The following is a 21,776-nucleotide window of genomic DNA, read 5'->3' on the forward strand; positions in this document are numbered from 1 at the left end:
GGGGAAACAGCGGATTGCGACCCGCCGCCGCGCGGCTTAACCTGCCGCGCAATCATGACGGGAAAGACGCTTCCATGACCTATTGCGTCGGCTTGAAACTGGATGCCGGACTTGTGCTGCTGTCAGACACCCGCACCAATGCCGGGCTGGACAACATCGCCTGCTACCGCAAGATGTTCTTCTTCGAGGAGCCGGGCGAACGGGCCATCGTGGTGATGACGGCGGGATCGCTGTCGGTCACGCAGACGACGCTGGCCCGCCTGAACGAGGCCATCCATGACGAGATGGCCGACGAGATGACCTCGATCATGAAGGCCCAGACGATGTTGCAGGTCGCCACGATCATCGGCGACACGCTGTCGCGCACCCGCCGCGAAATCGCCGAACAGACCCGCGACCTGCGCCAGCAGGCCTCGGCCAGCCTGATCGTGGCGGGCCAGCGGCGCGGCGGCGACATGCGGATGTTCCTGATCTATCCCGAAGGCAACTTCATCGAGGCCACCGACGACACGCCCTTCCTGCAGATCGGCGAACACAAGTACGGCAAGCCGATCCTGGATCGCGTTGTCACGCCCAGGACCAGCCTGGGGGACGCGCAAAAGGCCGTCCTGCTGTCGATGGATTCGACGCTGCGATCGAACCTGTCGGTCGGGATGCCGCTGGATCTGGCGGTCGTCGAACGGGACGCCTGCGCCGTCACCCATCGCCGCCGGATCCGCGAAGGCGACGCGGATTTCGCCCGCATGAGCGAAGCCTGGTCGGCCGCCCTGCGCGACAGCTTCGTCAAGGTCCGCATCTGACGCGCCGCCTGCACGCACCCGCGCGGCGTCCGGCCGGCGAAGCCTGTTGAGCCAGCGTCGGGGCGGGGCTAAAGGGGGCCATAGCCCCGGAGAAGCCGATGACCGACAAGACCCCCCGCAGCGCCCGGATCACCCCCGAGGAAGCCCTGGCCTACCACATGGAGCCGCGGCCGGGGAAATACGACGTGGTGGCCTCGACCCCCATGGCGACGCAGCGGGATCTGTCGCTGGCCTATTCGCCGGGCGTCGCGGTGCCCGTGCAGGCCATCGCGGACCGCCCCGAAACCGCCTATGACTATACCACCAAGGGCAACATGGTGGCGGTGATTTCCAACGGCACCGCCATCCTGGGCATGGGCAACCTGGGCGCGCTGGCCTCCAAGCCGGTGATGGAGGGCAAGGCGGTGCTGTTCAAGCGCTTTGCCGACGTGAACGCCATCGACATCGAACTGGACACCGAGGACGCGGACGAGTTCATCAACGCCGTCCGCCTGATGGGCCCGACCTTCGGCGGCATCAACCTGGAAGACATCAAGGCGCCGGAATGCTTCATCATCGAGCAGCGCCTGAAGGAGATCATGGACATTCCGGTGTTCCATGACGACCAGCACGGCACGGCGGTGATCTGCGCGGCGGGCCTTCTCAATGCGCTGGAACTGACGGGCAAGCGCATCGAGGACGTGAAGATCGTCCTGAACGGCGCCGGCGCGGCGGGCATCGCCTGCCTGGAGCTGCTGAAATCCATGGGCGCGCGGCACGACAACTGCATCATGGCCGACACCAAGGGCGTCATCCACCAGGGCCGCACCGAGGGGATGAACCAGTGGAAGTCGGCCCATGCCGCCGCCACCGAGGCCCGCACGCTGGAGGAGGCGATGCGGGGCGCGGACGTGTTCCTGGGCGTCAGCGCCAAGGGCGCGGTGACGCAGGCGATGGTCGAGAGCATGGCCGACAACCCGGTGATCTTCGCCATGGCCAACCCCGATCCCGAGATCACCCCCGAGGACGCCCACGCCGTCCGCCCCGACGCCATCGTGGCCACCGGCCGCAGCGACTATCCCAACCAGGTCAACAACGTCCTGGGCTTCCCCTATCTGTTCCGCGGCGCGCTGGACATCCACGCCCGCGCCATCAACGACGAGATGAAGATCGCCTGCGCCCAGGCGCTTGCCGCCCTGGCGCGGGAAGACGTGCCCGACGAGGTCGCGGTGGCCTACGGGCGCAAGCTGCAGTTCGGCCGCGACTACATCATCCCCACGCCCTTCGATCCGCGCCTGATCCACGTGATCCCGCCCGCCGTCGCCCGCGCCGGCATGGATACCGGCGTCGCCCGCCGGCCGATCATCGACATGGAGGGCTATGTCCAGTCGCTGAAGAACCGCATGGACCCGACCGCGGCGATCCTGCAGGGCATCCACGCCCGCGCCCGCCAGAGCCAGGCCCGCATGATCTTCGCCGAGGGCGACGACCCGCGCGTGCTGCGCGCCGCCGTGGCCTGGCAGCGCGGCGGCATGGGTCAGTCGCTGGTGGTGGGCCGCGAGGCCGATGTGAAGGAGACGCTGGAGGCCGCCGGTCTGGCCGATGCGGTGCGCGAACTGACGGTGGTGAATGCCGCCAACTCCCGGCACCTGGACGCCTATCACGAGTTTCTTTACGCGCGCCTGCAGCGCAAGGGCGTGGACCGCGAGGATGCGCACAAGATGGCCAACCGCGACCGCCACGTGTTCGCGGCGCTGATGCTGGCGCATGGCCACGGCGAGGGGCTGGTGACGGGCGCCACGCGCAAGAACGCCCATGTGCTGGCGCAACTGGGCACGGTCTTCGACCTGCGCCCGCAGGACGGCGCGGTGGGCATCACCGCCGTGCTGCACAAGGGCCGGATCGTGCTGATCGGCGACACGCTGGTTCACGAATGGCCCGAGCCCGAGGATCTGGCCGACATCGCCACCCGCGGCGCCGCGGTCGCCCGCGGCCTGGGGCTGGAACCGCGCGTGGCCTTCCTGTCCTTCTCGAACTTCGGCTACCCGGTCAGCGAACGGGCCGTGAAGATGGCGAAGGCCACCGAGGTCCTGGACCGCCGCGGCGCCGATTTCGAATACGAGGGCGAGATGACCGTGGACGTGGCGCTGAACATGGAATCGGCCGCGCGCTATCCCTTCAGCCGCCTGACCGGGCCCGCGAACGTGCTGGTTGTGCCCGCGCGCCATTCCGCCTCGATCAGCGTGAAGCTGATGCAGGAGATGGCCGGCGCGACGGTGATCGGCCCGATCCTGACCGGCGTGCCGCAACCGATCCAGATCTGCTCCACCACCTCGACGGTCAGCGACATCCTGAACATGGCGGCCATTTCCGCCGGCGGACTGGGCCGGGGACGCTAGGCGCCCTCAGCCCTCGGGTGCACGGGAAAACAGTTCCCCCCGCGCGACCTGGCGCTGACGGTCGCGGAACCGCGCGCGGTCGGCCTCGTCGTATTCGCCGATGCAGCGGTGGCAGCTGACGCCTTCCTCGTAGTCGGGCCGGTCACGATCCTCGGGGGCCAGGGGGCGGCGGCAGGCGTGGCACAGGCCGTGGCGGCCGGGCCGCAGGCCGTGCGTCAGGCTGACGCGGCCATCGAAGACGAAGCATTCGCCGCGCCACAGGCTGTCCTGCGGCGGCACCTGTTCCAGATAGTTCAGGATCCCGCCTTTCAGGTGGAAGACCTCATCGACGCCCTGCGACAGCAGCCAGTTGGTCGATTTCTCGCAGCGGATGCCGCCGGTGCAGAACATCGCCACGCGCCTGCCCGCGAAGCGGTCGCGGTTGGCCTGCCACCAGGCCGGAAACTCGCGGAAGCTGCGGGTGCCGGGATCGACCGCGCCGGCGAATGTGCCGATCTCGACCTCGTAGGCGTTGCGGGTGTCGATCACCGCCACGTCGGGCGCGGTGATGAGGGCGTTCCAGTCGCCCGGCTCGACATAGTGGCCCACCGCCGCGTGCGGGTTGACGTCGGGCTGGCCCATCGTCACGATCTCGCGCTTGAGCCGCACCTTCAGCCTGCCGAAGGGCATCGCCGCGGCCCGGCTTTCCTTCCACGTCAGACCGCCGCAACCCGGCAGCGCCCGGACATGGGCCAGAACCGCGTCGATCCCCTGGCGCGTCCCGGCGATGGTGCCGTTGATCCCCTCGGGCGCCAGCAGCAGCGTGCCCCGCACGCCGCTGGCGCAGGCCAGCCGGGCCAGCGGGCCCCTGAGGGCGGCGGGATCCTCGAAGCGGGCGAAGTGATAGAGCGCGGCGACGGTCAGCATGGGCGCGGCCTCTATCCCGCCGCGCCCCGGCCTGCAAGCGTTCAGAAGCTGAGCCCCATCGCAAGGCCGCCCAGCAGGTAGCAGATCCCGGTGATCAGGACGATGCCCACCAGGTTCAACACGATCCCGCCGCGCGCCATCTGCCCGATGGTCACGGTCCCGGTGCCGAAGACGATGGCGTTGGGCGGGGTGCCCACCGGCAGCATGAAGGCGCAGGTGGCGGCGAAGGCCGCGGGGATCAGCAGGCTCATGGCGTCGGCGCCGATGCCCAGCGCCACCCCGCCCAGGATCGGGATGAAGGTCGCGGCCGTCGCGGTGTTCGAGGTGACCTCGGTCAAGAACAGCACGATCGTCACCACCGACGCCACCAGCAGCACGCTGGGCAGGGTGCCCAGGCCCTGGACCTGCTGCCCGAACCAGCTGTCCAGCCCCGACGCCGCCACCGCCGAGGCCAGGCTGAGGCCGCCGCCGAACAGCAGCAGCACGCCCCAGGGCAACCCGTCCTCGGCGTCCTTCCAGTCCAGCACCATGCGGCCGCGCCCGTCGCCCGGCAGGATGAACATGAACAGCCCCGCGCCGATTGCGATGGCGGTGTCGTCCAGGCCGCCCAGCCAAGGCAGCGCAGAGCCCACCGGCCCGAGGCTGGCCAGCAGCCCCGGCACGACCCACAGGAAGGCCGCGCCCAGAAACACAAACATCACCATGCGTTCGCCCTGGCTCATCGGGCCCAGCGCGGCGATCTGGTCGTCGATCATCCGCCGGCCGCCCGGCACCTCGGGCAGATCGAAGCGGTAAAGAAGCCGGGTCATCAGGAACCAGGCGATCAGGATGAAGCCCAGCGACAGCGGCACCCCCAGGATCATCCATTCCAGAAAGCCGATCTCTCGGCCCAGTTCGTCGGCGGCATAGCCCGCGACGATGGCGTTGGGCGGGCTGCCCAGCAGCGTGCCCAACCCCCCGATCGAGGCAGACCAGGCGATCGACAGCATCAGGCAGACGCCGAAGGCGCGGATATGGGGATCGGCCACGACTTCGGTGATGGTTCCGCCCCCGGACATGGCCTCGGCGGCGGCGGCGCCGTCCTGGCGCGATCCGCGATCCACCACCAGGGCCAGCACCGACATGCCGATGGGCAGCATCATCAGCGTGGTGGCGGTGTTGGACACCCACATCGACAGGAACCCCGTGGCCAGCATCATGCCCAGCACGATCCGGCGCGGCGCCACCCCCACCCGGCGCAGCGTCAGCAGCGCGATGCGGCGGTGCAGGTTCCATTTCTCCATCGCGATGGCGATCAGGAAGCCGCCGAGAAACAGGAACACGATGGAACTGGCATAGGGCGCCGTCGCCTCGGTCACGGTGCTGTCGGTCAGGGCGGGGATAAGCACGATGGGCAGCAGCGAGGTCGCGGGCAGCGGCACCGCCTCGGTCATCCACCAGATCGCCATCAGCGTGCCGACGGCGGCCACCCAGCGGGCGTCGGGGGTCAGCCCCTCGGCGCCGCCCAGCAGCAGCCAGACCAGGCCCGCGACGATCAGGCCCAGCGCCCGCAGGCCCCAGATCAGTCCGGGCGCGCGTCCCGCGCCGATCTCGCCGTCGTAGTCGTGATGGTCAGGATGCTGATTTCGCTCCACGAGGGTCTCCCTTTTGGGCTGTCGTTGCGCAGGTCGCCGCATCGGGCGCGCTGATACAGCGCTTCTGGCGCGAAGGTCGTTCCAAATCCCGGGCGGGCCGCAGTCAAGGATTGACCGTGCCGCCTGCAGTTTCTACCCATGATCCAGTCCGACGGAAGGAAGCCGCATGGCCCGTGCCCTGATCGTGATCGACATGCAGACCGATTTCTGCCCCGGCGGCGCACTGGCGGTGGCCGGCGGGGATGACATCGTCGAGCCGATCAACGCGCTGATGCGCGGCTTCGACGCGGTGGTGCTGACCCAGGACTGGCACCCGGCGGATCATGCCAGCTTCGCCGACAACCATCCGGGCGCGGATCCGTTCAGCCTGACGCAGATGCCCTACGGCCCGCAGGTCCTGTGGCCCCGCCATTGCGTCATCGGCTCGGCGGGGGCGGCGTTCCACCCGGGCCTGGATCTGTCCCGCGCCGACCTGGTGATCCGCAAGGGCTTCCGCCCGGCGATCGACAGCTATTCCGCCTTCTTCGAGAACGACCACCGCACCCGCACCGGGCTGGCGGGCTATCTGCGCGACCGGGGGCTGTCCGACCTGACCTTCGCGGGCCTGGCGCATGATTTCTGCGTCGCCTGGAGCGCGATGGACGCGGCGCGGCTGGGCTTCGGCGCCAGGGTGATCGAATCCGCGACCCGCGCCATCGACCTGGACGGCAGCCGCGACCGCGCCCGCGCCCAGATGCGCGCCGCCGGCGTCAGCCTGGAGTGAGCGCCGATGGTCGACATCGCCACCCGCGTCTATAACCACAAATGGAAGATCGACCCGATCGTGCGGTCGCTGATCGACACGGACTTCTACAAGCTTCTGATGTGCCAGTCGATCTTTCGCAACCGGCCCGATACGGTGGTGCGGTTCCAGCTGATCAACCGCACCCGGTCCATCCGCCTTGCCGACCTGATCGACGAGGGAGAGTTGCGCGAACAGCTGGACCACGTGCGCGGCCTGTCCCTGACGCGCGGCGAATCGACCTGGCTGCGGGGCAACACCTTCTACGGCAAGCGCCAGATGTTCCGCCCCGACTTCATGACGTTTCTGGAAGGACTGCGCCTGCCCGACTATCGCCTGGACAAGCGCGACGGCCAGTACGAACTGACCTTCGAGGGCCCCTGGCCCGAGGTGATGATGTGGGAGATCCCGGCCCTTGCCATCCTCATGGAACTGCGGTCGCGCGCCGTCCTGACCACGCTGGGGCGGTTCGAGCTTCAGGTGCTCTATGCCCGCGCCATGACCCGGCTGTGGGAAAAGATCGAGGTGCTGCGCGGCCTGCCCGACCTGCGCATCGCCGATTTCGGCACGCGCCGCCGCCACAGCTTCCTGTGGCAGGACTGGGCGGTGCAGGCCATGATCGAGGGCCTGGGCGAAAGGTTCACCGGCACCTCGAACTGCCTGATCGCCATGCGCCGCGACATCGAGGCGATCGGCACCAACGCCCATGAACTGCCGATGGTCTATGCGGCCCTGGCCGACACCGACGACGAACTGCGCCGCGCCCCCTACGAGGTTCTGGCCGACTGGCACGAGGAACACGACGGCAACCTGCGCATGATCCTGCCCGACACCTACGGGACCGAGGGCTTCCTGAAGGGGGCGCCCGACTGGCTGGCGGGCTGGACCGGCATCCGCATCGACAGCGGCGATCCGGTCCAAGGCGCGGAAACCGCGATCCGCTGGTGGCGGGACCGGGGCGAGGATCCGCGCCAGAAGCTGGTCATCTTCTCGGACGGGCTCGATGTCGGCAAGATCGTCGAGCTGCACCACCAGTTCCACGGCCGAGTCAAGGTCAGCTTCGGCTGGGGCACGCTTCTGACCAACGATTTTCGCGGGCTGGTGGCCGGCGACGGGCTGGCCCCCTTCAGCCTGGTCTGCAAGGCCGTTTCCGCCAATGGCCGGCCCACGGTCAAGCTGTCGGACAACCCCGCCAAGGCCACCGGCCCCGCCGACGAGATCGCCCGCTACCGCCGGGTCTTCGGCGTGGGCCGGCAGGCGGCGACAGAGCTTGTCGTCTGAGAGGCGCGCTCAGACCCCCGTCACCCGCAGCATCGCCAGGCAGCACAGCGCGCCCAGCGCCGCCGTGATCGGCACCGTCACCATCCAGGCCACGGTGATGGTGGCGACATGGCTGCGGCGCACCAGCATCCGGTGGCGCCGCTCCTCGACCGGCAGGGGCGCGGGCCGGCGGGCATTGGCGCGCCGGTCCAGCATCTCGCGCGCGAAACCCACGCCGAAGACGCCGCCCACCGCCACATGGGTCGAGGACACCGGCAGCCCCAGCCCCGAGGCGATCAGCACGATCATCGCCGTGGCCAGGGTGATGCAGAAGGCGCGCACCGGGTTGAGCCGGGTGATCCCCTCGCTGACCATGCCGACCAGGCGGCGGCCGAAGAGGACCGCCCCCAGGGCGATGGCCGCCCCGGCAAGCGCCAGCATCGCCCAGGGAACCTGCGCCCCCCGCCCTGCGGCCCCTGCGGCGAAGGCGTCAGGATCACCAGCAGCGGCCCGGCCACGTTGCCCGCGTCCCCGGCGCCGTGGGCAAATCCCATCATCACGGCCGCAAACACCAGGGGACGGCGCAGGATGCGCTTCATTCCCGGGCTTTCACCCGCCCCGGGCAGCGCCGGATACCGCGTGCGGCGCATCAGCAGCGCAGCGCCCAGACCGGCCGCCGTGCCGGGCAGCAGGGCCAAGGGCAGGCGCAGGGACAGGAAAGGCAGCAGGGTCGCGACATAGGCCACGAACAGGCCCACCATCGCGCCGATCAGGGGCGGCAGCCAGATCCGGGCCGCGCGGGCGCGATCAGACGCCTCGGCCACGCGGCGGCGCAGCAGCGCCAGCAGCGCCCCCGCCAGCAGCGCCGCCGCGAAGGGCGTCAGCACCCAGGCCAGGGCGATGGACAGGATCCCGCCCCAGGAGAGGGCCGAAGCCCCCGCTGCGGCAAGCCCGGCGCCAGCGATCGCCCCGACGATCGAATGCGAGGTCGAGACGGGCAGGCTGGCCGCCGTCGCGGCCGTGATCCAGGCCGCCGCGGCGATCAGCGCGCCCAGCATCATCACCTGCGCCTGCGCGGCACTGTCCAGGCCGGCTGGATCGACGATCCCCCCCGCCAGCCGCGAGGTGACGGCCTGTCCCGCCAAGACCGCGCCGGCGATCTCAGCCAGGCCCACAAGCACCAGTCCCGGCCCTAGGGCGATCGCCCCGGCCCCCACCGCCGGCCCCAGCGAATTGGCGATGTCGTTGGCGCCGATGGACAGGCCAAGCCAGCCCGCCACCAGAAAGCCCGCGCCGGTGGCCACCAGCCCCGGCTGGCGGCCGGTCAGGCCCAAGGCCAGAAACAGCAGCGCCACGCCCAGCAGGATGACGGCGCCCATCCGCAGGACCGGGCGGACGGCGTGGAAGCGCGCGGCCTCGGCCACGGTGACGCGCCGCAGATCCTTGTCCAGAACGCGATACCGGTCGTCGCGCGGGCTCATGGCCCGGTTCCCGCCGCCGGCGGCGGCAGGGCAAGCAGGATGTCGCGCAGGCCGGGCTCGGCCACCCGCCGGGCGGCCTCGGCCGGGGGAACCAGCGGCGCCTGCGCTGCGCCGATTCGGGGAAATCGGGACGCAGATGATCGACCTCCAGCAGGAACACCCGGACCTCGACCGGGATCGCATAGCCCCGGTCCTGTTCCTTGTCATAGCGATAGCGGCCCAGTTCGGGATCGGCGATCCGCCCCCGGACGCCCGCCTCCTCCCAGGCCTCGGTGGCGGCGGCGCCCGCCAGGCTCTTGCCCTCCATCGGCCAGCCCTTGGGAATGACCCAGCGGCCCGTGCCCCGGCTGGTGACCAGCACCACCCGGCCCGTGGCGGGGCAGCGGCAGACGGCGCCCACCTGCATCGCCGGAGGGCGGCGCCCGAAGAGGATGCCCAGCCAGCGCCACCACGCGGTCATTCGGCCTCCTCGACGCGGCCGCGAAGGGCTTTGACCTCCTTGCGGGTGGACTTGGCCTTCAGGCGCCGCTGCTGGCTGCCGAAGGTCGGCTTGGTGGCGATCCGCGGCCGGACCGGGACGCTGGCCTGCCGGACCAGCTCGGCCAGCCTCTCGCGGGCGATCTCCCGGTTGCGGGCTTGGCTGCGGGTTTCCTGCGCCAAGATCACCACGGCGCCGTCGCGCGTCCAGCGGCGTCCCGCCAGACGCTGCAGCCGGCGCTTGACCGGGTCGGGAAGGTTCGGCGACCGCGCCGCCTCGAAGCGCAGTTCGACCGCCGTTTCGACCTTATTGACGTTCTGCCCGCCCGGGCCCTGGGATCTGGTGAACTGTTCGGTCAGTTCCCATTCCTCGAGGGTGATCTTGTCGTTGATATGCAGCATGGGCAGGCACTATGGCAGGGTTCGGCGCGATGAACAGAGCCCCGCGACAGATAAACCCGGGTGGTGAAGAAAAGGTTTCTGCCCTGTCAGCCGATCAACCCCGCCCCTTCGCTTTCAGGCCAATGGGCGAAGGGCAGGACGGCGCCGTTGCGGCGGCTTTCGCCGACGTGAGCCAGATCGACCTCGGCGACGATCCAGCCGGCCCGGTCCATCGCCCCTTCGGCGACGACGCCGGTTTCCGGCCAGAACCCGTCGGGCGGGGCATAGATCGCCGCCCGCCCCCGGTTCCTGTCCAGGGCAGGCATCCAGTCGCAGGTTCCGACCGTGGCCGAATGGACGACGACGCACTGGCTTTCAAGCGCGCGGGCCATCGCCCCGATGCGGACCCGCGAAAAGCCCGCCACCGTGTCGGTGCAGCTTGGCACCAGCAGAATCTCGGCCCCGGCGCGGGCCAGGGCGCGGGCCAGCAGCGGGAATTCGCTGTCATAGCAGATCAGGATGCCGATGCGGCCCAGCGCCGTGTCGAAGATCCGCAGTCCCGGCGCGCCGGTCACGTCCCATTCCTCGCGTTCGAACCGGGTCATGATCTGCTTGTCCTGGTGGCCGATCACGCCTTCGGGGCCATAGAGCACCGCGCGGTTCACCGGCCGCGCCGCGCCGAAGAAGGGACCGGAGGCGCCCAGGATGTGGCAGCCATGCCGGGCCGCCAGCCGCAGGTGCAGCGCCTCGACCGCCTCGCGGTGCCGCGCCACCTCGTGCAGCGAGGCCTCCAGATCGCCCGCCACGGCGCGCCCGCCCAGCGAGGCAAGCTCCATCGCGCCGTATTCGGGAAAGACCAGCAGATCCGCCCCTGCCGCGTCCCCGACCCATCGGGTCAGCTTCGCCTCGTAATCGGCCAGGCTGTCGAACCAGTCGATCGGGTAGGCGCTCGCAGCGATCTTCACAGCGGTCTCATCCAGAATTGCAGGGGTTTCTCGGTTTCGCCCGCCTCGCCCAGATCCTTCCAGGAGAAGCGGGCGACGACGCCGGGCAGCGGGCGATAGCCCCGCCTGCGCCAGAAGTCGTCCAGCGGACGATAGGCCGGGGGCCGGGCCGGATGATCGGCGGGGCGGATGACGCTGCAGAAGGCGCTGTAGGTCAGGCCCAGGTCGCGGGCATGGGCCTCGCGCGCGTCGAAGAAGGCATGGCCGATGCCCCGGCCGCGGTATTCCGGCAGCAGCACGGATTCGGCGCAGTAGAAGATCTGGTCCAGCGGCTCGGGCCGATCGGCGAAGGCGGCGGCGAAATCGGCGGCGTGATCGACCATCGGCGCCCCGGTGGCGGCCCCCACCACCGTCGGGCCGTCAAGCGCGGCCACCACCACCGCGCCCGGCGACTGGTAGGCGCGCAGGTAGTCGCGTTCGTAATCCGCATCGCCGTCATAGAGATAGGGAAAGTCCCGGAACACCCGGATGCGCAGACGCGCCACGTCCTCCAACACGGCGGCCAGCGCCTGTCCCGTCAGCACGCGCGTCGTGACGGTCATCGGCTGACCTGCCGCGTCCAGTCGGCCAGGTTGTAATAGGTCGTCACGCGGGCGATCCTGCCGTCGCGGAGGGTGAAGAAGGCGCCGGCGGGCAGGCGATAGGTCTGGCCCCGCGCCGGGGGCAGGCCCTCGTCGGTCTTCAGATAGGTGCCGTTCACCACGAATTCCGCCGCCGCCCGGTCGCCCGCCTCGTTGGCGAAGATCACCATGTCGGTCAGGGTCTCGCGATAGCATTCGGCCATGTGGGCATTGAACCGGGCGAACAGCGCCTTGCCCTTGCGGATGGCGCCCTCGTTGACGTGATGCTCGACCTCGTCATGCAGCAGGTCCAGCATCTCGTCGGTCCGGCCGGCGTTGAAGGCGTCGTAGTAGGCGGCGATCAGGGTTCTGGCATCCATCGGCATCTCCTTCGTCGGGAACGGTTCCGGCGTCCTTCGCGTTGCGCGTCACCCGGACCGGAAGGACCAGATGCGCCTTGTAATCCCAGGGCGTCCTGCTAGCGCTTGGTCTGTTCGACTGTTCAGCAAGGATCCTGCCCATGAGCGACAAAGGCAATCTTGGCCATCGCGAAATCACCTGCTTCAAAGCCTATGACGTTCGCGGCGAACTGGGCAAGAACCTGGATGCCGATGTCGCCTACCGCATCGGCCGCGCCTTCGCCCAGGCGCGCGGCGCCCGGCGCGTGGTGGTGGGGCGCGACAGCCGCGAATCCTCGCCCGAACTGGCGGCGGCCCTGATCGAGGGGCTGACCGATGGCGGCGCCGACGTGCTGGACCTAGGCTTGGCCGGCACCGAGGAGGTGTATTTCCACACCGGCAACCAGGACACCGACGGCGGGATCGAGGTCACGGCCTCGCACAACCCGATCAACTACAACGGCATGAAGATCGTCGGGCGCGGATCGGCCCCGCTGGATCCGGCCACCGAACTGCCGCCGATCGTGGATCTTGCCACCTCGGGGCGGTTCGCCTCCGCCACCAAGGGCAGCGTCACCGACTTCAGCCACGCCCGGGCGGACTATGCGCGGGCGATGGCGGATTTCGTGGATGTCTCGGTCCTCAAGCCCATGAAGATCGTGGTCAACGCCGGCAACGGCACGGCGGGGCCGACCTTCGACGCCATCGCCGCCGAACTGGACCGGCGCGGCGCGCCCCTGACCTTCGTGCGGATGCACCACGAGGTGGACAGCCGCTTTCCCAACGGCATCCCCAACCCGCTGCTGCCGGAAAACCAGCCCCCCACCGTCGAGAAGGTCAAGGCCGAGAACGCCGACCTCGGGGTGGCCTGGGACGGCGACTTCGACCGCTGCTTCTTCTTCGACGAGAACGGCCGCTTCATCCCCGGCGAATACATCGTCGGGCTTCTGGGTGCGGCCTTCCTGGAAAAGTCCCCTGGCGAGAAGATCGTCCACGATCCCCGCGTCATCATGAACACCCGCGCCATGATCCGCGAGGCCGGCGGCGAGGCGGTGGTCAGCAAGACCGGCCACGCCTTCATCAAGCGCAAGATGCGCGACGTGGGCGCCATCTACGGCGGAGAGATGTCGGCGCATCACTATTTCCGCGACTTCTATTACTGCGACAGCGGCATGATCCCCTGGCTGCTGATGGTCGAGCTGCTGTCGAGGAAGGGCAAGACCCTGGCCGAACTGCTCGAGGAGCGGATGCGGCTCTATCCGTCCTCGGGCGAGACGAACTATCACATCGACGACCCCGATGCGGCGATCGCGCGTCTGATCGAGAAGTACGAGCCGCAGGCGAAGGGCCGCGACGATCTGGACGGCGTGTCGCTGGATTTCGGCACCTGGCGCTTCAACCTGCGCAAGTCGAACACCGAACCCGTGGTGCGGCTGAACCTGGAAGCGGACGGGGACGCGGCCCTGGTCAGGGAAAAGCAGGCGGAACTGGCGGCGCTGCTGCAGGGCTAGGCCGCCCGCCAAGGCCCGGGGCTTCGCGCCCCGCCCCTGCAGGAAGGATGCAGCGGCGCTGCCGCCCCGGCGCTAGGGCATCAGCGCAAAGCCGAAGGTGATGTAGTCGCGCAGATAGGCGGCCCGCGCGGCTTCGGCCAGCGCCCTGTCGCGCAGGGCCGCCGGGATGGGCGCGGGCGCCGGCCCCCCGGTCCGGCACCGCCGATGCCCACGGCGCGCGTCAGATGCGACAGATCCTCGGCCAGCCGGTCCTCGCGCACCAGCATGTCGGGCGGGGCCAGCCGCGCGAAGCCGGACACCACCTCGGTCTGGCTGGCCCAGATCGGCGGCGTCGGCAGAGAGGTCTGGCCGTTCAGGTTGCGGCGCAGGAAATCCAGGAAATCGGCAAAGACCGCGATCCGCGCCGCGTCCGGAAGATCGGCCAGTCTGCCTTCGGGCGGCAGCGCGACGCGGTGCAGGCGGCGCAGGATATCGCGCTGCTGGGCCTGACCTTCGCCCAGAAAGTGATCGAAGGCCCGCCAGGCGCGCAGCAGCGGGTGACGCAGCACGCAGAAGCTGCGGTGGCCCGGGCGGGCGCGCCGCCACTGGCGCAGGCTGGACTGGGTGAAGCCGCCCTGGAGGGGGCCGAGGCGCGACAGCCAGTCCCGGATCCGCGGCCCGGGGCTGCCCCTGACCGGCAGGAACAGCAGGCCCCGGCCCGCATCCGCCGCCACGAAGCTGGGCACGGCGGGGCCGCGCCGCGGCTCGAAGGCCGGCAGGCGGTGCAGCCCGAAGGGGTCCAAGCCGCGCAGATCGGCCTGCATCGCGTCGAAATTGGCGACCTTCTGCGCCAGTTCCTGCGGGTTCTGCGGCACCTGATCGCGGGCAGGCTCGACCCGATCAAGATCGGTGCGGCCCAGCCAGTGCAGCAGTCCCGTCATCACCGCCGGATCGCGCAGATCGTCGTAGTCCAGAAGGAAGGCGGTCTGGCCCAGCGACTGCAGCCGGTTGACGACGCGAAGCCGGAACGATTCGGCCTCGGCCAGCATCCGCCGGAACTCCTCGCCGTCATAGGTGATGCGGGCCGGGATCGGCGTCTCGGATCTCGTTCAGCTTCCACTGGTTGGTGTCCCGGGCAAGCCGGGTGGACACATAGCTGTCCAGCGGGTTGCGCGTCAGGATGATCTTGGCGCAGGACCGGTCCCGCAGGACCGGCTCCAGCACGCGGGGATCGTGGTCGTGGAAATAGCGAAACCCCGGAAGATGCCCCGGCCTGTCCATCAGCCTGGCCAGAAGCGGCAGGGGATCGGCCTCGCGTTCGGCGCGGGTGACGCCCAGCAGCTCCTCCTTGTCGGGCCAGCCCATCATGTAGGGGTTGAAGGCCTCGCCGAAGCAGGTGACGCCCTTGACAGCGTTCAGCGTCGCTTCCAGCAGGTTCGACCCGGTCCGCATCCCGGCGAAGATCACGAAGCTGCGGAACGCCGTGGTCATTCGGCGGCGACCCGTTCGCTCGCCAGCAGGTCGGCAAGCGGCAGATCCTCGGCCGTCAGGCGCGGGCGCAGGCCGGCGTTGCGCAGGCGCCGCAGCATCTGGTCCAGCCCGGTCAGATCGCGCATCGCGGGCAGGCCGGTGACGGGAACGGAATGCGGGTCGATCTGCAGCAGGAAATCCTGAAGGATCCCGGCGGGGTTCATCAGGAAGTCGCCCAGATCGTGGTGATGCAGCCGCGCCCGCACCCAGAGCGAGGTCAGCACGTCCAGCTGGTCCAGTTCGGTCCGCTGCAGTTTCGCGAAGATCCGGCGCACGTCGTCGAAGGGCATGTCGGAATGCAGCAGCGGCAGTTGCCAGGCACCGGTGACCACCAGCATATGCGCGTTGGGGTCGGTGGCCATGAACCAGTTCAGCGCCTGGTTGTCGCGCGGGCCGAACTGAAAGACCTGCATCCGGTCGGTGATGCGGATGAGCGAGGTCAGGAAGCCCTGGGGGTCGCGGTCGCGGATCAGCGGATCGGCCGAGATCGCCCCCGGGCCGATCCGCGTCCGTCCCGCGAATTCCGCCCCTTCCGGTCCCAGCAGGTGGCCGTGGACCTGGGCCGACAGGTGCGCGCGCAGCCAGGGCTCGAAATCGGGAAAGATGTCGCTCGGCCCCTGGATGACGGCATAGGGGGCCGAGGTCTTGCCGTTCTCGGCATCCTTGCGGGGAAACCGGCTCTGCATGTAGAGCCCGGGCCGCCCCAGGACGCGGCGGCGCACGGTCTGGTTGATGATGCGCGAGACCCGGGCCGGATGGGGCGGATCGACCTGCGGCTGGCCCTGGTCGGGCAGCGGGAACTGCGACAGCAGCCGGTTTGCGCCGGGCCAGACCTTGCGGGCCACGAAGCAGCGCGATTCGGCCAGCATGTCCGCGTGATCGTCGTAAAGCGCATAGGGCCGCCCCGCATGGTCGAACTTGGCCATGGTCAGCGACCAGCTTTCCACCTTCGGGGAATGACGACGCACGAGGGTCTGGAAATAGCTTTCATCCGGGATCCAGACCCAGCGGAAGAAGCGGTCGAACTCGGCCCGGCGGGGGTCGTCCAGGATGGCCCGCAGGGTGCGCGCGGTGAGGCACCACCATTGCGAGCCAAGATGCGGCGACAGGCCCGCGGGCATCCGGCGGCAGATCCCGCGGCGCCGCTGCCAGTCCACGAAGTGGTCGAACAGCCAGCGGCGACGGCGCCAGTCGAAGGGAAAGAACAGCGTGAAGCGTTCCTCGTTCAGCCCGCCGACGGTCCAGCCGACCTCGCGGCTGCTGACGCTTTCGATGTGGTCCCGGTCGGGATCGGCCGCCAAATAGGCGATCAGTTCGCGGATCGGGCGCAGCGGAAGGCAGGCGCCCGAGGCCAGATAGACGTGGGTCGTGTCGGGAAAGCGCGCCAGCAGGTCGGTCGCCGCGTCCTGCGTGGCGCGCACCAGGCTGAAGCGCCCCCAGCAGCAGCGGTGGCGCCGCGTGAAGATCACGCCGGGGCAGTCGCCAAGGGCCTTGCGCAGGGCGGCCGCCTGCCGGGTGGGAACCTTGGCATCCACATGGACCGCCACCCGGGCGCCCCCATCGGCCCAGACGCGCGCCAGCCGCGCCGCCATGTCCAGGTCGTCGTGGCACAGCAGCACCACCCCCAGCCGCACCGGCCCCGGCTCTCTCATGCCCAGTTCCCCCGCGACATGAGGCCCAGATCCTCGAGCTGGCGCCAGTCGCGGAACTCGCGCGATTCGCTGCACCACAGCTGCACGCCCCGATGCAGGCCCGCGTGATAGGCGCGGTATTCCTGGCTGCCGCCGTAATGCTGGCGTCGCTCCAGCTCCTCGGCCGACTTGGCGGCGAGGCTGGACAGGAACTTGGCGTGCAGCAGGCAGCCCGCGACCAGTTCCCCCCGTCCTCGTCATAAAGCAGGTTCAGCCCGCGCGGCAGCAGCATGTGGGTGGAACTGACATAGGCATAGCGCGCGCTCCATTTGACCAGGGGGATCTTGTTCAGCGCCGGGCCGGACAGCGGATCATGGGCGAAAAACGCCCTGGTGCGCGGCCCGCCCTGGATCCACAGGTTCCCGAAATAGTCGTTCTTCTGGATCGAGTAGTTGGCCGGGTCAAACCAGCGGGCGATGTCGAAGGGGTTCTGCCCCTCGGCGCAGACCGCGTCCTCGATCGGGCCGCGGGGGTACATATCCAGAAGCATGGCCGGGAAGGACCGCCGTCCGGTCGCCTCCAGCCAGCCGGTCAGGGCCGGCAGCGGGCGATGTTCCATATGCGGATAGACCAGGAACTCGTCCGGATCGACGGTCAGGCACCAGTGCCCCCGGCCGTGGCGCAGAAGCAGCCAGCTGATCCAGTCCATGCCGAAGCGCGCACCCTTGTAGCTGTGGTCGGTCCACCACAGCGACACGTCGGGCTGCGCGCGCAGATAGTCGCCGCTGCCGTCGCGGCTGGCATTGTCCACCATCAGGAAATGGCGCACCCCCAGCGCGCGGTAGTAGTCGAGGAAATAGGGCAGCCGCACCCGTTCGTCGCGCAGGGTGACAAGGCACAGGATGTCGCCGGGGGTGATCTGCCCGGTCCGGTCGGCCAGGACGCGCAGGGCCTTGCGCCGCCGGATCGCCCGCCCGATCAGGCGCTGCCGGTCGGCGCGGCGGCGCAGCCGGCTGACCAGGGGATGCGCCCCTAGTCCCCGCATTGCCGCGCCCCTTCATCGAAACCCTGCCGCCTGTCTGCCATGATACCCGCAACCGATGCCTGCAGCTATGCGGGAAAATCGTTAATTTTTCGTCAATGTGCGGGCGGCGCCCAGTCCTCGCCCGCCATCAGACCCAGGGCAACCAGCTGCTGCCAGCCGCGATAGCGCAGCGCGCCGGGATGCCACAGGGTCGGCCCACGGGCGATTTCCGCGTGATATCGGCGATAGCCTGCCGGATCGACAAAATGCTGGCCGCGCTCCAGTTCCTCGGCGGCGCGGGCCCTGCTGTCGGGCAGGAACTTGCTGTGCAGCAGCACCCCCGACAGCCGCGGATCGCCGGGTCCGTCATACTGGTCGTTCAGCCGCGGCGGCAGCGCCGAATGGGTCGAGTTGACATAGACATGCCGCCGGTTCCAGCGGATCAGGGGCAGCTTGTTCAGCGTCGGGCCGCGGCAGGGATCGTCCGGGAAGAACACCCGTTCTCGCGCCCCGCCCTGCAGGATGCGGTTGCGCCAGGGCGCCGCCACCCGGCAGCGATAGGGGCCGGGATCGAACCAGGGCAGCCGGTCGGTCAGCGGCGCCGGGGGACCGGCGTCGGCCTGGCCCAGCGGCCCGCGGGGATACAGATCCAGCATCATCGCCCCCAGGGCCGGCCGGCCGACCGCGTCCAGATGGGCCGTCAGGTCCGGCAGAGGCCGCCGGTCCCAATGGGGATAGACAAGCAGTTCGTCCAGATCGACCGTCAGGCACCAGTGGCCGTGCCCGTGGCGGATCTGCAGGGCGCCCAGCCAGTCCATCCCGAAGCGCGCATGGCGATAGCTTCCCGCCGCCCGCCACAGCGACACGTCGGGCTGGTCGATCAGCAGGGCGTCGGACCCGTCGGTGCTGAGATTGTCGACGATCAAGAAATGCCCGACGCCCAGCCCGCGGTAATGCGACAGGAACTCGGGCAGGCGCAGCATCTCGTTGCGCAGCGTGGCAAAGCACAGGATGTCGCCGCGCCCGATCCTTGTGCTGCGATCGGCCAGGGGCCGCAGGTCGCGCCCGGCCCGCAGGCAGCGCCACAGCAGCTCTCGCCGCTTCCAGCGTTGGCGATAGGCCGACCAGGCCCGACGCAGCGCCGGGATCCGGCTGCCCGTCACGCCTGATAGGCGCCGTTCTGGTGCCACCGCCAGGCATCGCCGATCATCTGCTTCATGGTCGAGCGGTGCGGCTGCCAGCCCAGTTCCGCCTTGGCGCGCGTGCTGCCGCAGACCAGCTTGACCGCATCGCCGCCCCGGCGCGGGCCATCGACCATCGGCACCGGGCGGTTGGTGACATGGCGCGTGGCGTCCACCACCTCGCGCACGGAAAAGCCCGATCCGGTGCCCAGGCAGAAGACCCGGCTGCCGCGCCCCGCGCGCAGCCATTCCAGTCCCTTCACATGGGCATCCACCAGATCCATGACATGGACGTAATCGCGGATGCAGGTGCCGTCCGGGGTCGGATAGTCGGTGCCATGCACCGTCAGCGCCGCCCGCTTGCCGTCGACCGCGTCCAGGATCAGCGGGATCAGATGCGTCTCGGGGCGGTGGTGTTCGCCCACCTCGCCATCCGGGTCGGCCCCGGCCACGTTGAAATAGCGGAAGATCACCGAACGCAGGCCGTGCGAGGCGCCGAAATCGGCCAGCATGTCCTCGATCGCCCGCTTGGAGGCGCCATAGGCGTTCAGCGGCGCCTGGGGGGTTTCCTCGTCCAGAACCTCGCCGTCGCGGTCGCCATAGGTGGCGCAGGTGGAACTGAAGACGAAATCCAGACAACCCGCCTCGACCGCCGCCTCGATCAGGTTCAGCGAGCCGCCGACGTTGTTGCGCCAGTATCTGCCGGGCTCGCTCATCGCCTCGCCGACCTGGCTCAGCGCGGCGAAATGCAGCACGGCATCGGGGCGATGCTCGGCGAAGGCGGCATCCAGCGCCTTGCGGTCCAGCAGATCCGCCTGCACGAAGGGGCCGAACTTCACCGCGTCCCGCCACCCCGTCGAAAGATTGTCCAGCGTCACCGGCAGGTAGCCGGCAGCCGCCAGGGCCTTGCAGGCGTGCGAGCCGATATAGCCCGCACCCCCCGTCACCAGCACCGTTCCCGGCATCGGCTTATTCGGCCGCCCGGCGCAGCGACATGATGTCGTGCAGGTATTCGGCGAATTCGGCCTTCAGTTCCTCGCGTTCCAGGCCGAAGGCCACCGTCGCCTGCAGGAAGCCGGCCTTCGAGCCGCAGTCGAACCGCTGGCCGCGGAAGCGCAGGCCGAACACGTCGCGCCCGGCCTCGATCTCGTCGGCGATGGCGTCGGTCAGCTGGATTTCACCGCCCGACCCGGCCTTCAGCTTGTTGAGGTTGGCCATCACCGTGGGCGCCAGGATATAGCGGCCGATCACCGCAAGGTTCGACGGCGCCGTGCCCAGGGGCGGCTTCTCGACCATGCCGCGCGCCTTGACGATGGCGCCCATGTCCTCGGCCACGTCCAGCACGCCGTAGGCCTGCGCCTTCTCGGGCGCGACCTCCATGGTGGCGACCATGCTGCCGCCGGTCTCGCCATAGGCCTCGATCATCTGCTGCAGGCAGGGCGGGTCGCCCATGATGACGTCGTCGGTCAGCACCACCGCGAAGGGCTCGTCGTCGGTCAGCAGGCGCCGCGCGCACCAGACCGCATGGCCCAGGCCCAGGGCCTTGTGCTGGCGGATATAGGCGATGGCGCCCGATTCCATGTTTGTGGTGCGCAGGATGTCCAGAAGATCGGTCTTGCCGGCCTTCTTGAGACTGCTTTCCAGTTCGTGGGCATGGTCGAAATAGTCTTCCAGCGCGCCCTTGCCGCGCGAGGTGACGAAAATGAACTCGGTGATGCCGGCGGCCCGTGCCTCGTCGATGGCGTACTGGATCAGCGGCCGATCGACCAGGGTCATGATTTCCTTCGGGATGCTCTTGGTCGCCGGAAGGAAGCGCGTGCCCAGACCAGCTACTGGGAAGATGGCCTTGGTAACTTTACGAGTCATCTGATGTGAAACCCTTGTTCGATCATTCGCGGCGGCCGGACGGCCAGACGCATCCACAACCCTCATCAGCCCCCGAGGCTGCATCATCAAGCGGAATAGTAGCCTGCTCGGCGAAATCGCGCCAATCCAAATGCGGAAAATCGACGGTTATTATGTAAAGATTAATCCAATGCCTTTTCCGGCGGGCGGCATGTCAATCCAGGTTCATCGCGCGCATCATCGTTTCAAGCCGGGCGACGTCCTCGGGGTTGTTCAGTTCCCAGAACTGCCGGCCCCGCGCCTCGACCTCGACGCAGCAGATGCGGCGCCCGCGTTCCAGGAAGCGCAGTTGCTCAAGCCCCTCCAGCCGCTCCAGCGGTCCCTCGTCCCAGGTGGCATAATCTGCCAGGGCGGGAGGGCGATAGGCATAGACGCCGACATGGTGAAAGACCGGGCTGGGATCGTCGGGGCCGAAGTCCCCCGCCGCGAAGGGGATCACCTCCTTGGAGAAGTAGAGCGCCTGCCGGTCCCGGCCGAACACCGCCGTGGTGCCGCCGACGCGGCCGGCGCGCCGGTCGGCGATCAGGTCGGCGCGCATCCGCCCGGTGCAGCGCAGCACCGGCGTCGCCACGTCGGCGTCGCGGTCCGCGCGCAGGCCGGCCACCAGATCCTCGACGAACCACGGCGGCGTCAGGGGCGCGTCGCCCTGCAGGTTCACGACGATCTCGGGCGACCGGCCCAGGCGGGCGACTGCCTCGGCGCAGCGTTCGGTGCCGTTGCGGCAGGCGGCCGAGGTCATCACCACCTCGGCCCCGAAGCCCCGGGCGTGGTCGCGGATGCGCGCGTCGTCGGTGGCGATCACCACCCGGTCCACGCCCGACACCGCCATCGCCGCGTCCCAGCTGCGCCGGATCAGGCTGCGCGCCTGCCCCGAGGCGCCGCGCAGTTCGACCAGCGGCTTGCCCGGATAGCGGGTCGAGGCGTGGCGGGCGGGAATGACGATCAGGACCGACAC

At 69.4% G+C, this 21,776-nt stretch carries 20 protein-coding genes and 2 pseudogenes; 5 read left to right on the top strand and 17 right to left on the bottom strand.

The window, feature by feature from the left end; genetic code table 11:
- Positions 1–74: 74 nt before the first annotated feature.
- Positions 75–800, top strand: coding sequence for a proteasome-type protease (locus tag ACZ1HC_RS05410; RefSeq protein ID WP_472699070.1), 726 nt, complete (start codon positions 75–77; stop codon positions 798–800).
- Positions 801–898: 98 nt separating this feature from the next.
- The gene (locus ACZ1HC_RS05415) at positions 899–3,178 is read left to right on the top strand and encodes an NADP-dependent malic enzyme (RefSeq protein WP_472699071.1); all 2,280 of its coding nucleotides are present in this window, start codon (positions 899–901) and stop codon (positions 3,176–3,178) included.
- A 6-nt stretch (positions 3,179–3,184) separates the two neighbouring features.
- Here ACZ1HC_RS05415 and trhO read toward each other — a convergent pair whose 3' ends face one another.
- Both trhO and ACZ1HC_RS05425 read right to left on the bottom strand, forming a co-directional pair.
- The gene (gene trhO / locus ACZ1HC_RS05420) at positions 3,185–4,084 is read right to left on the bottom strand and encodes an oxygen-dependent tRNA uridine(34) hydroxylase TrhO (protein ID WP_472699072.1); all 900 of its coding nucleotides are present in this window, start codon (positions 4,082–4,084) and stop codon (positions 3,185–3,187) included.
- A 41-nt stretch (positions 4,085–4,125) separates the two neighbouring features.
- Positions 4,126–5,718 carry an SLC13 family permease gene (locus tag ACZ1HC_RS05425; RefSeq protein ID WP_472699073.1) on the bottom strand — a complete coding sequence of 531 codons (1,593 nt, stop codon included), beginning with the start codon at positions 5,716–5,718 and terminating at the stop codon, positions 4,126–4,128.
- 166 nt (positions 5,719–5,884) lie between these two features.
- Here ACZ1HC_RS05425 and pncA point away from each other — a divergent pair, with 166 nt between their 5' ends.
- A complete protein-coding gene (gene pncA / locus ACZ1HC_RS05430) occupies positions 5,885–6,481 on the top strand; it encodes a bifunctional nicotinamidase/pyrazinamidase (protein WP_472699074.1) in 597 nt (198 codons plus the stop codon).
- Between the two features lie 6 nt (positions 6,482–6,487).
- Positions 6,488–7,780, top strand: a complete 1,293-nt coding sequence (gene pncB, locus ACZ1HC_RS05435; protein ID WP_472699075.1) for a nicotinate phosphoribosyltransferase — start codon at positions 6,488–6,490, stop codon at positions 7,778–7,780.
- A gap of 9 nt (positions 7,781–7,789) precedes the next feature.
- On the opposite strand, the gene ACZ1HC_RS05440 is transcribed toward pncB, so the two are convergent.
- From ACZ1HC_RS05440 to ACZ1HC_RS05470, 7 genes and pseudogenes are all read right to left on the bottom strand, one after another.
- Positions 7,790–8,176, bottom strand: coding sequence for an inorganic phosphate transporter (locus tag ACZ1HC_RS05440; RefSeq protein ID WP_472700787.1), 387 nt, complete (start codon positions 8,174–8,176; stop codon positions 7,790–7,792).
- Entirely contained in the window at positions 8,065–9,240 is a 1,176-nt protein-coding gene (locus tag ACZ1HC_RS05445) for an inorganic phosphate transporter (RefSeq protein WP_472699076.1), read from the bottom strand. The genes ACZ1HC_RS05440 and ACZ1HC_RS05445 overlap by 112 nt, the downstream gene beginning before the upstream one ends.
- 145 nt (positions 9,241–9,385) lie before the next feature.
- Positions 9,386–9,700: pseudogene (locus ACZ1HC_RS05450) on the bottom strand (NUDIX domain-containing protein); the annotation flags it as partial.
- Entirely contained in the window at positions 9,697–10,119 is a 423-nt protein-coding gene (gene arfB, locus ACZ1HC_RS05455) for an alternative ribosome rescue aminoacyl-tRNA hydrolase ArfB (protein WP_472699077.1), read from the bottom strand. The pseudogene ACZ1HC_RS05450 and the gene arfB, both read right to left, overlap by 4 nt.
- 86 nt (positions 10,120–10,205) lie before the next feature.
- Positions 10,206–11,063 (bottom strand): carbon-nitrogen hydrolase family protein, encoded by an 858-nt coding sequence (locus tag ACZ1HC_RS05460; RefSeq protein WP_472699078.1) that lies wholly within the window; start codon positions 11,061–11,063, stop codon positions 10,206–10,208.
- Positions 11,060–11,644 carry a GNAT family N-acetyltransferase gene (locus tag ACZ1HC_RS05465; protein ID WP_472699079.1) on the bottom strand — a complete coding sequence of 195 codons (585 nt, stop codon included), beginning with the start codon at positions 11,642–11,644 and terminating at the stop codon, positions 11,060–11,062. The genes ACZ1HC_RS05460 and ACZ1HC_RS05465 overlap by 4 nt, the downstream gene beginning before the upstream one ends.
- A complete protein-coding gene (locus ACZ1HC_RS05470; RefSeq protein ID WP_472699080.1) occupies positions 11,641–12,042 on the bottom strand; it encodes a ketosteroid isomerase-related protein in 402 nt (133 codons plus the stop codon). Before ACZ1HC_RS05470 ends, ACZ1HC_RS05465 begins: the two co-directional genes overlap by 4 nt.
- 140 nt (positions 12,043–12,182) lie before the next feature.
- Between ACZ1HC_RS05470 and ACZ1HC_RS05475 the strand changes: the two genes are divergently transcribed.
- Positions 12,183–13,571, top strand: a complete 1,389-nt coding sequence (locus ACZ1HC_RS05475; RefSeq protein WP_472699081.1) for a phosphomannomutase/phosphoglucomutase — start codon at positions 12,183–12,185, stop codon at positions 13,569–13,571.
- A gap of 80 nt (positions 13,572–13,651) precedes the next feature.
- On the opposite strand, the gene ACZ1HC_RS05480 is transcribed toward ACZ1HC_RS05475, so the two are convergent.
- The 8 genes and pseudogenes from ACZ1HC_RS05480 to ACZ1HC_RS05515 form a co-directional block, all read right to left on the bottom strand.
- The gene (locus ACZ1HC_RS05480) at positions 13,652–14,599 is read right to left on the bottom strand and encodes a hypothetical protein (RefSeq protein WP_472699082.1); all 948 of its coding nucleotides are present in this window, start codon (positions 14,597–14,599) and stop codon (positions 13,652–13,654) included.
- A 19-nt stretch (positions 14,600–14,618) separates the two neighbouring features.
- Positions 14,619–15,041 carry a hypothetical protein gene (locus tag ACZ1HC_RS05485; RefSeq protein ID WP_472699083.1) on the bottom strand — a complete coding sequence of 141 codons (423 nt, stop codon included), beginning with the start codon at positions 15,039–15,041 and terminating at the stop codon, positions 14,619–14,621.
- The gene (locus tag ACZ1HC_RS05490) at positions 15,038–16,732 is read right to left on the bottom strand and encodes a DUF5927 domain-containing protein (protein ID WP_472699084.1); all 1,695 of its coding nucleotides are present in this window, start codon (positions 16,730–16,732) and stop codon (positions 15,038–15,040) included. The genes ACZ1HC_RS05485 and ACZ1HC_RS05490 overlap by 4 nt, the downstream gene beginning before the upstream one ends.
- Positions 16,729–17,756 (bottom strand): annotated as a pseudogene (locus tag ACZ1HC_RS05495) (glycosyltransferase family 2 protein). The gene ACZ1HC_RS05490 and the pseudogene ACZ1HC_RS05495 overlap by 4 nt, the downstream one beginning before the upstream one ends.
- A 92-nt stretch (positions 17,757–17,848) precedes the next feature.
- Positions 17,849–18,898 carry a glycosyltransferase family 2 protein gene (locus ACZ1HC_RS05500; protein WP_472699085.1) on the bottom strand — a complete coding sequence of 350 codons (1,050 nt, stop codon included), beginning with the start codon at positions 18,896–18,898 and terminating at the stop codon, positions 17,849–17,851.
- Positions 18,895–19,881 carry a UDP-glucose 4-epimerase GalE gene (galE, locus tag ACZ1HC_RS05505; RefSeq protein WP_472699086.1) on the bottom strand — a complete coding sequence of 329 codons (987 nt, stop codon included), beginning with the start codon at positions 19,879–19,881 and terminating at the stop codon, positions 18,895–18,897. The genes ACZ1HC_RS05500 and galE overlap by 4 nt, the downstream gene beginning before the upstream one ends.
- Before the next feature lie 4 nt (positions 19,882–19,885).
- Positions 19,886–20,782: a UTP--glucose-1-phosphate uridylyltransferase gene (locus ACZ1HC_RS05510; RefSeq protein ID WP_472699087.1), complete on the bottom strand. Its 897-nt coding sequence runs from the start codon at positions 20,780–20,782 to the stop codon at positions 19,886–19,888.
- 193 nt (positions 20,783–20,975) lie between these two features.
- Positions 20,976–21,776, bottom strand: a complete 801-nt coding sequence (locus ACZ1HC_RS05515; RefSeq protein WP_472699088.1) for a 3-deoxy-manno-octulosonate cytidylyltransferase — start codon at positions 21,774–21,776, stop codon at positions 20,976–20,978.

The sequence above is a fragment of the Paracoccus sp. BR5-17 genome, assembly GCF_055693925.1.

Bases quoted from the DNA above. Each gene is read 5' to 3' on its own strand.
- pncB (WP_472699075.1), top strand. From the start codon at position 6,488: ATGGTCGACATCGCCACCCGCGTCTATAACCACAAATGGAAGATCGAC.
- ACZ1HC_RS05510 (WP_472699087.1), bottom strand. From the start codon at position 20,782: ATGACTCGTAAAGTTACCAAGGCCATCTTCCCAGTAGCTGGTCTGGGC.
- ACZ1HC_RS05485 (WP_472699083.1), bottom strand. From the start codon at position 15,041: ATGACCACGGCGTTCCGCAGCTTCGTGATCTTCGCCGGGATGCGGACC.
- ACZ1HC_RS05410 (WP_472699070.1), top strand. From the start codon at position 75: ATGACCTATTGCGTCGGCTTGAAACTGGATGCCGGACTTGTGCTGCTG.
- ACZ1HC_RS05445 (WP_472699076.1), bottom strand. From the start codon at position 9,240: ATGAGCCCGCGCGACGACCGGTATCGCGTTCTGGACAAGGATCTGCGG.
- ACZ1HC_RS05415 (WP_472699071.1), top strand. From the start codon at position 899: ATGACCGACAAGACCCCCCGCAGCGCCCGGATCACCCCCGAGGAAGCC.
- ACZ1HC_RS05480 (WP_472699082.1), bottom strand. From the start codon at position 14,599: ATGCTGGCCGAGGCCGAATCGTTCCGGCTTCGCGTCGTCAACCGGCTG.
- ACZ1HC_RS05470 (WP_472699080.1), bottom strand. From the start codon at position 12,042: ATGGATGCCAGAACCCTGATCGCCGCCTACTACGACGCCTTCAACGCC.
- trhO (WP_472699072.1), bottom strand. From the start codon at position 4,084: ATGCTGACCGTCGCCGCGCTCTATCACTTCGCCCGCTTCGAGGATCCC.
- ACZ1HC_RS05490 (WP_472699084.1), bottom strand. From the start codon at position 16,732: ATGAGAGAGCCGGGGCCGGTGCGGCTGGGGGTGGTGCTGCTGTGCCAC.
- ACZ1HC_RS05475 (WP_472699081.1), top strand. From the start codon at position 12,183: ATGAGCGACAAAGGCAATCTTGGCCATCGCGAAATCACCTGCTTCAAA.
- ACZ1HC_RS05465 (WP_472699079.1), bottom strand. From the start codon at position 11,644: ATGACCGTCACGACGCGCGTGCTGACGGGACAGGCGCTGGCCGCCGTG.
- pncA (WP_472699074.1), top strand. From the start codon at position 5,885: ATGGCCCGTGCCCTGATCGTGATCGACATGCAGACCGATTTCTGCCCC.
- galE (WP_472699086.1), bottom strand. From the start codon at position 19,881: ATGCCGGGAACGGTGCTGGTGACGGGGGGTGCGGGCTATATCGGCTCG.
- arfB (WP_472699077.1), bottom strand. From the start codon at position 10,119: ATGCTGCATATCAACGACAAGATCACCCTCGAGGAATGGGAACTGACC.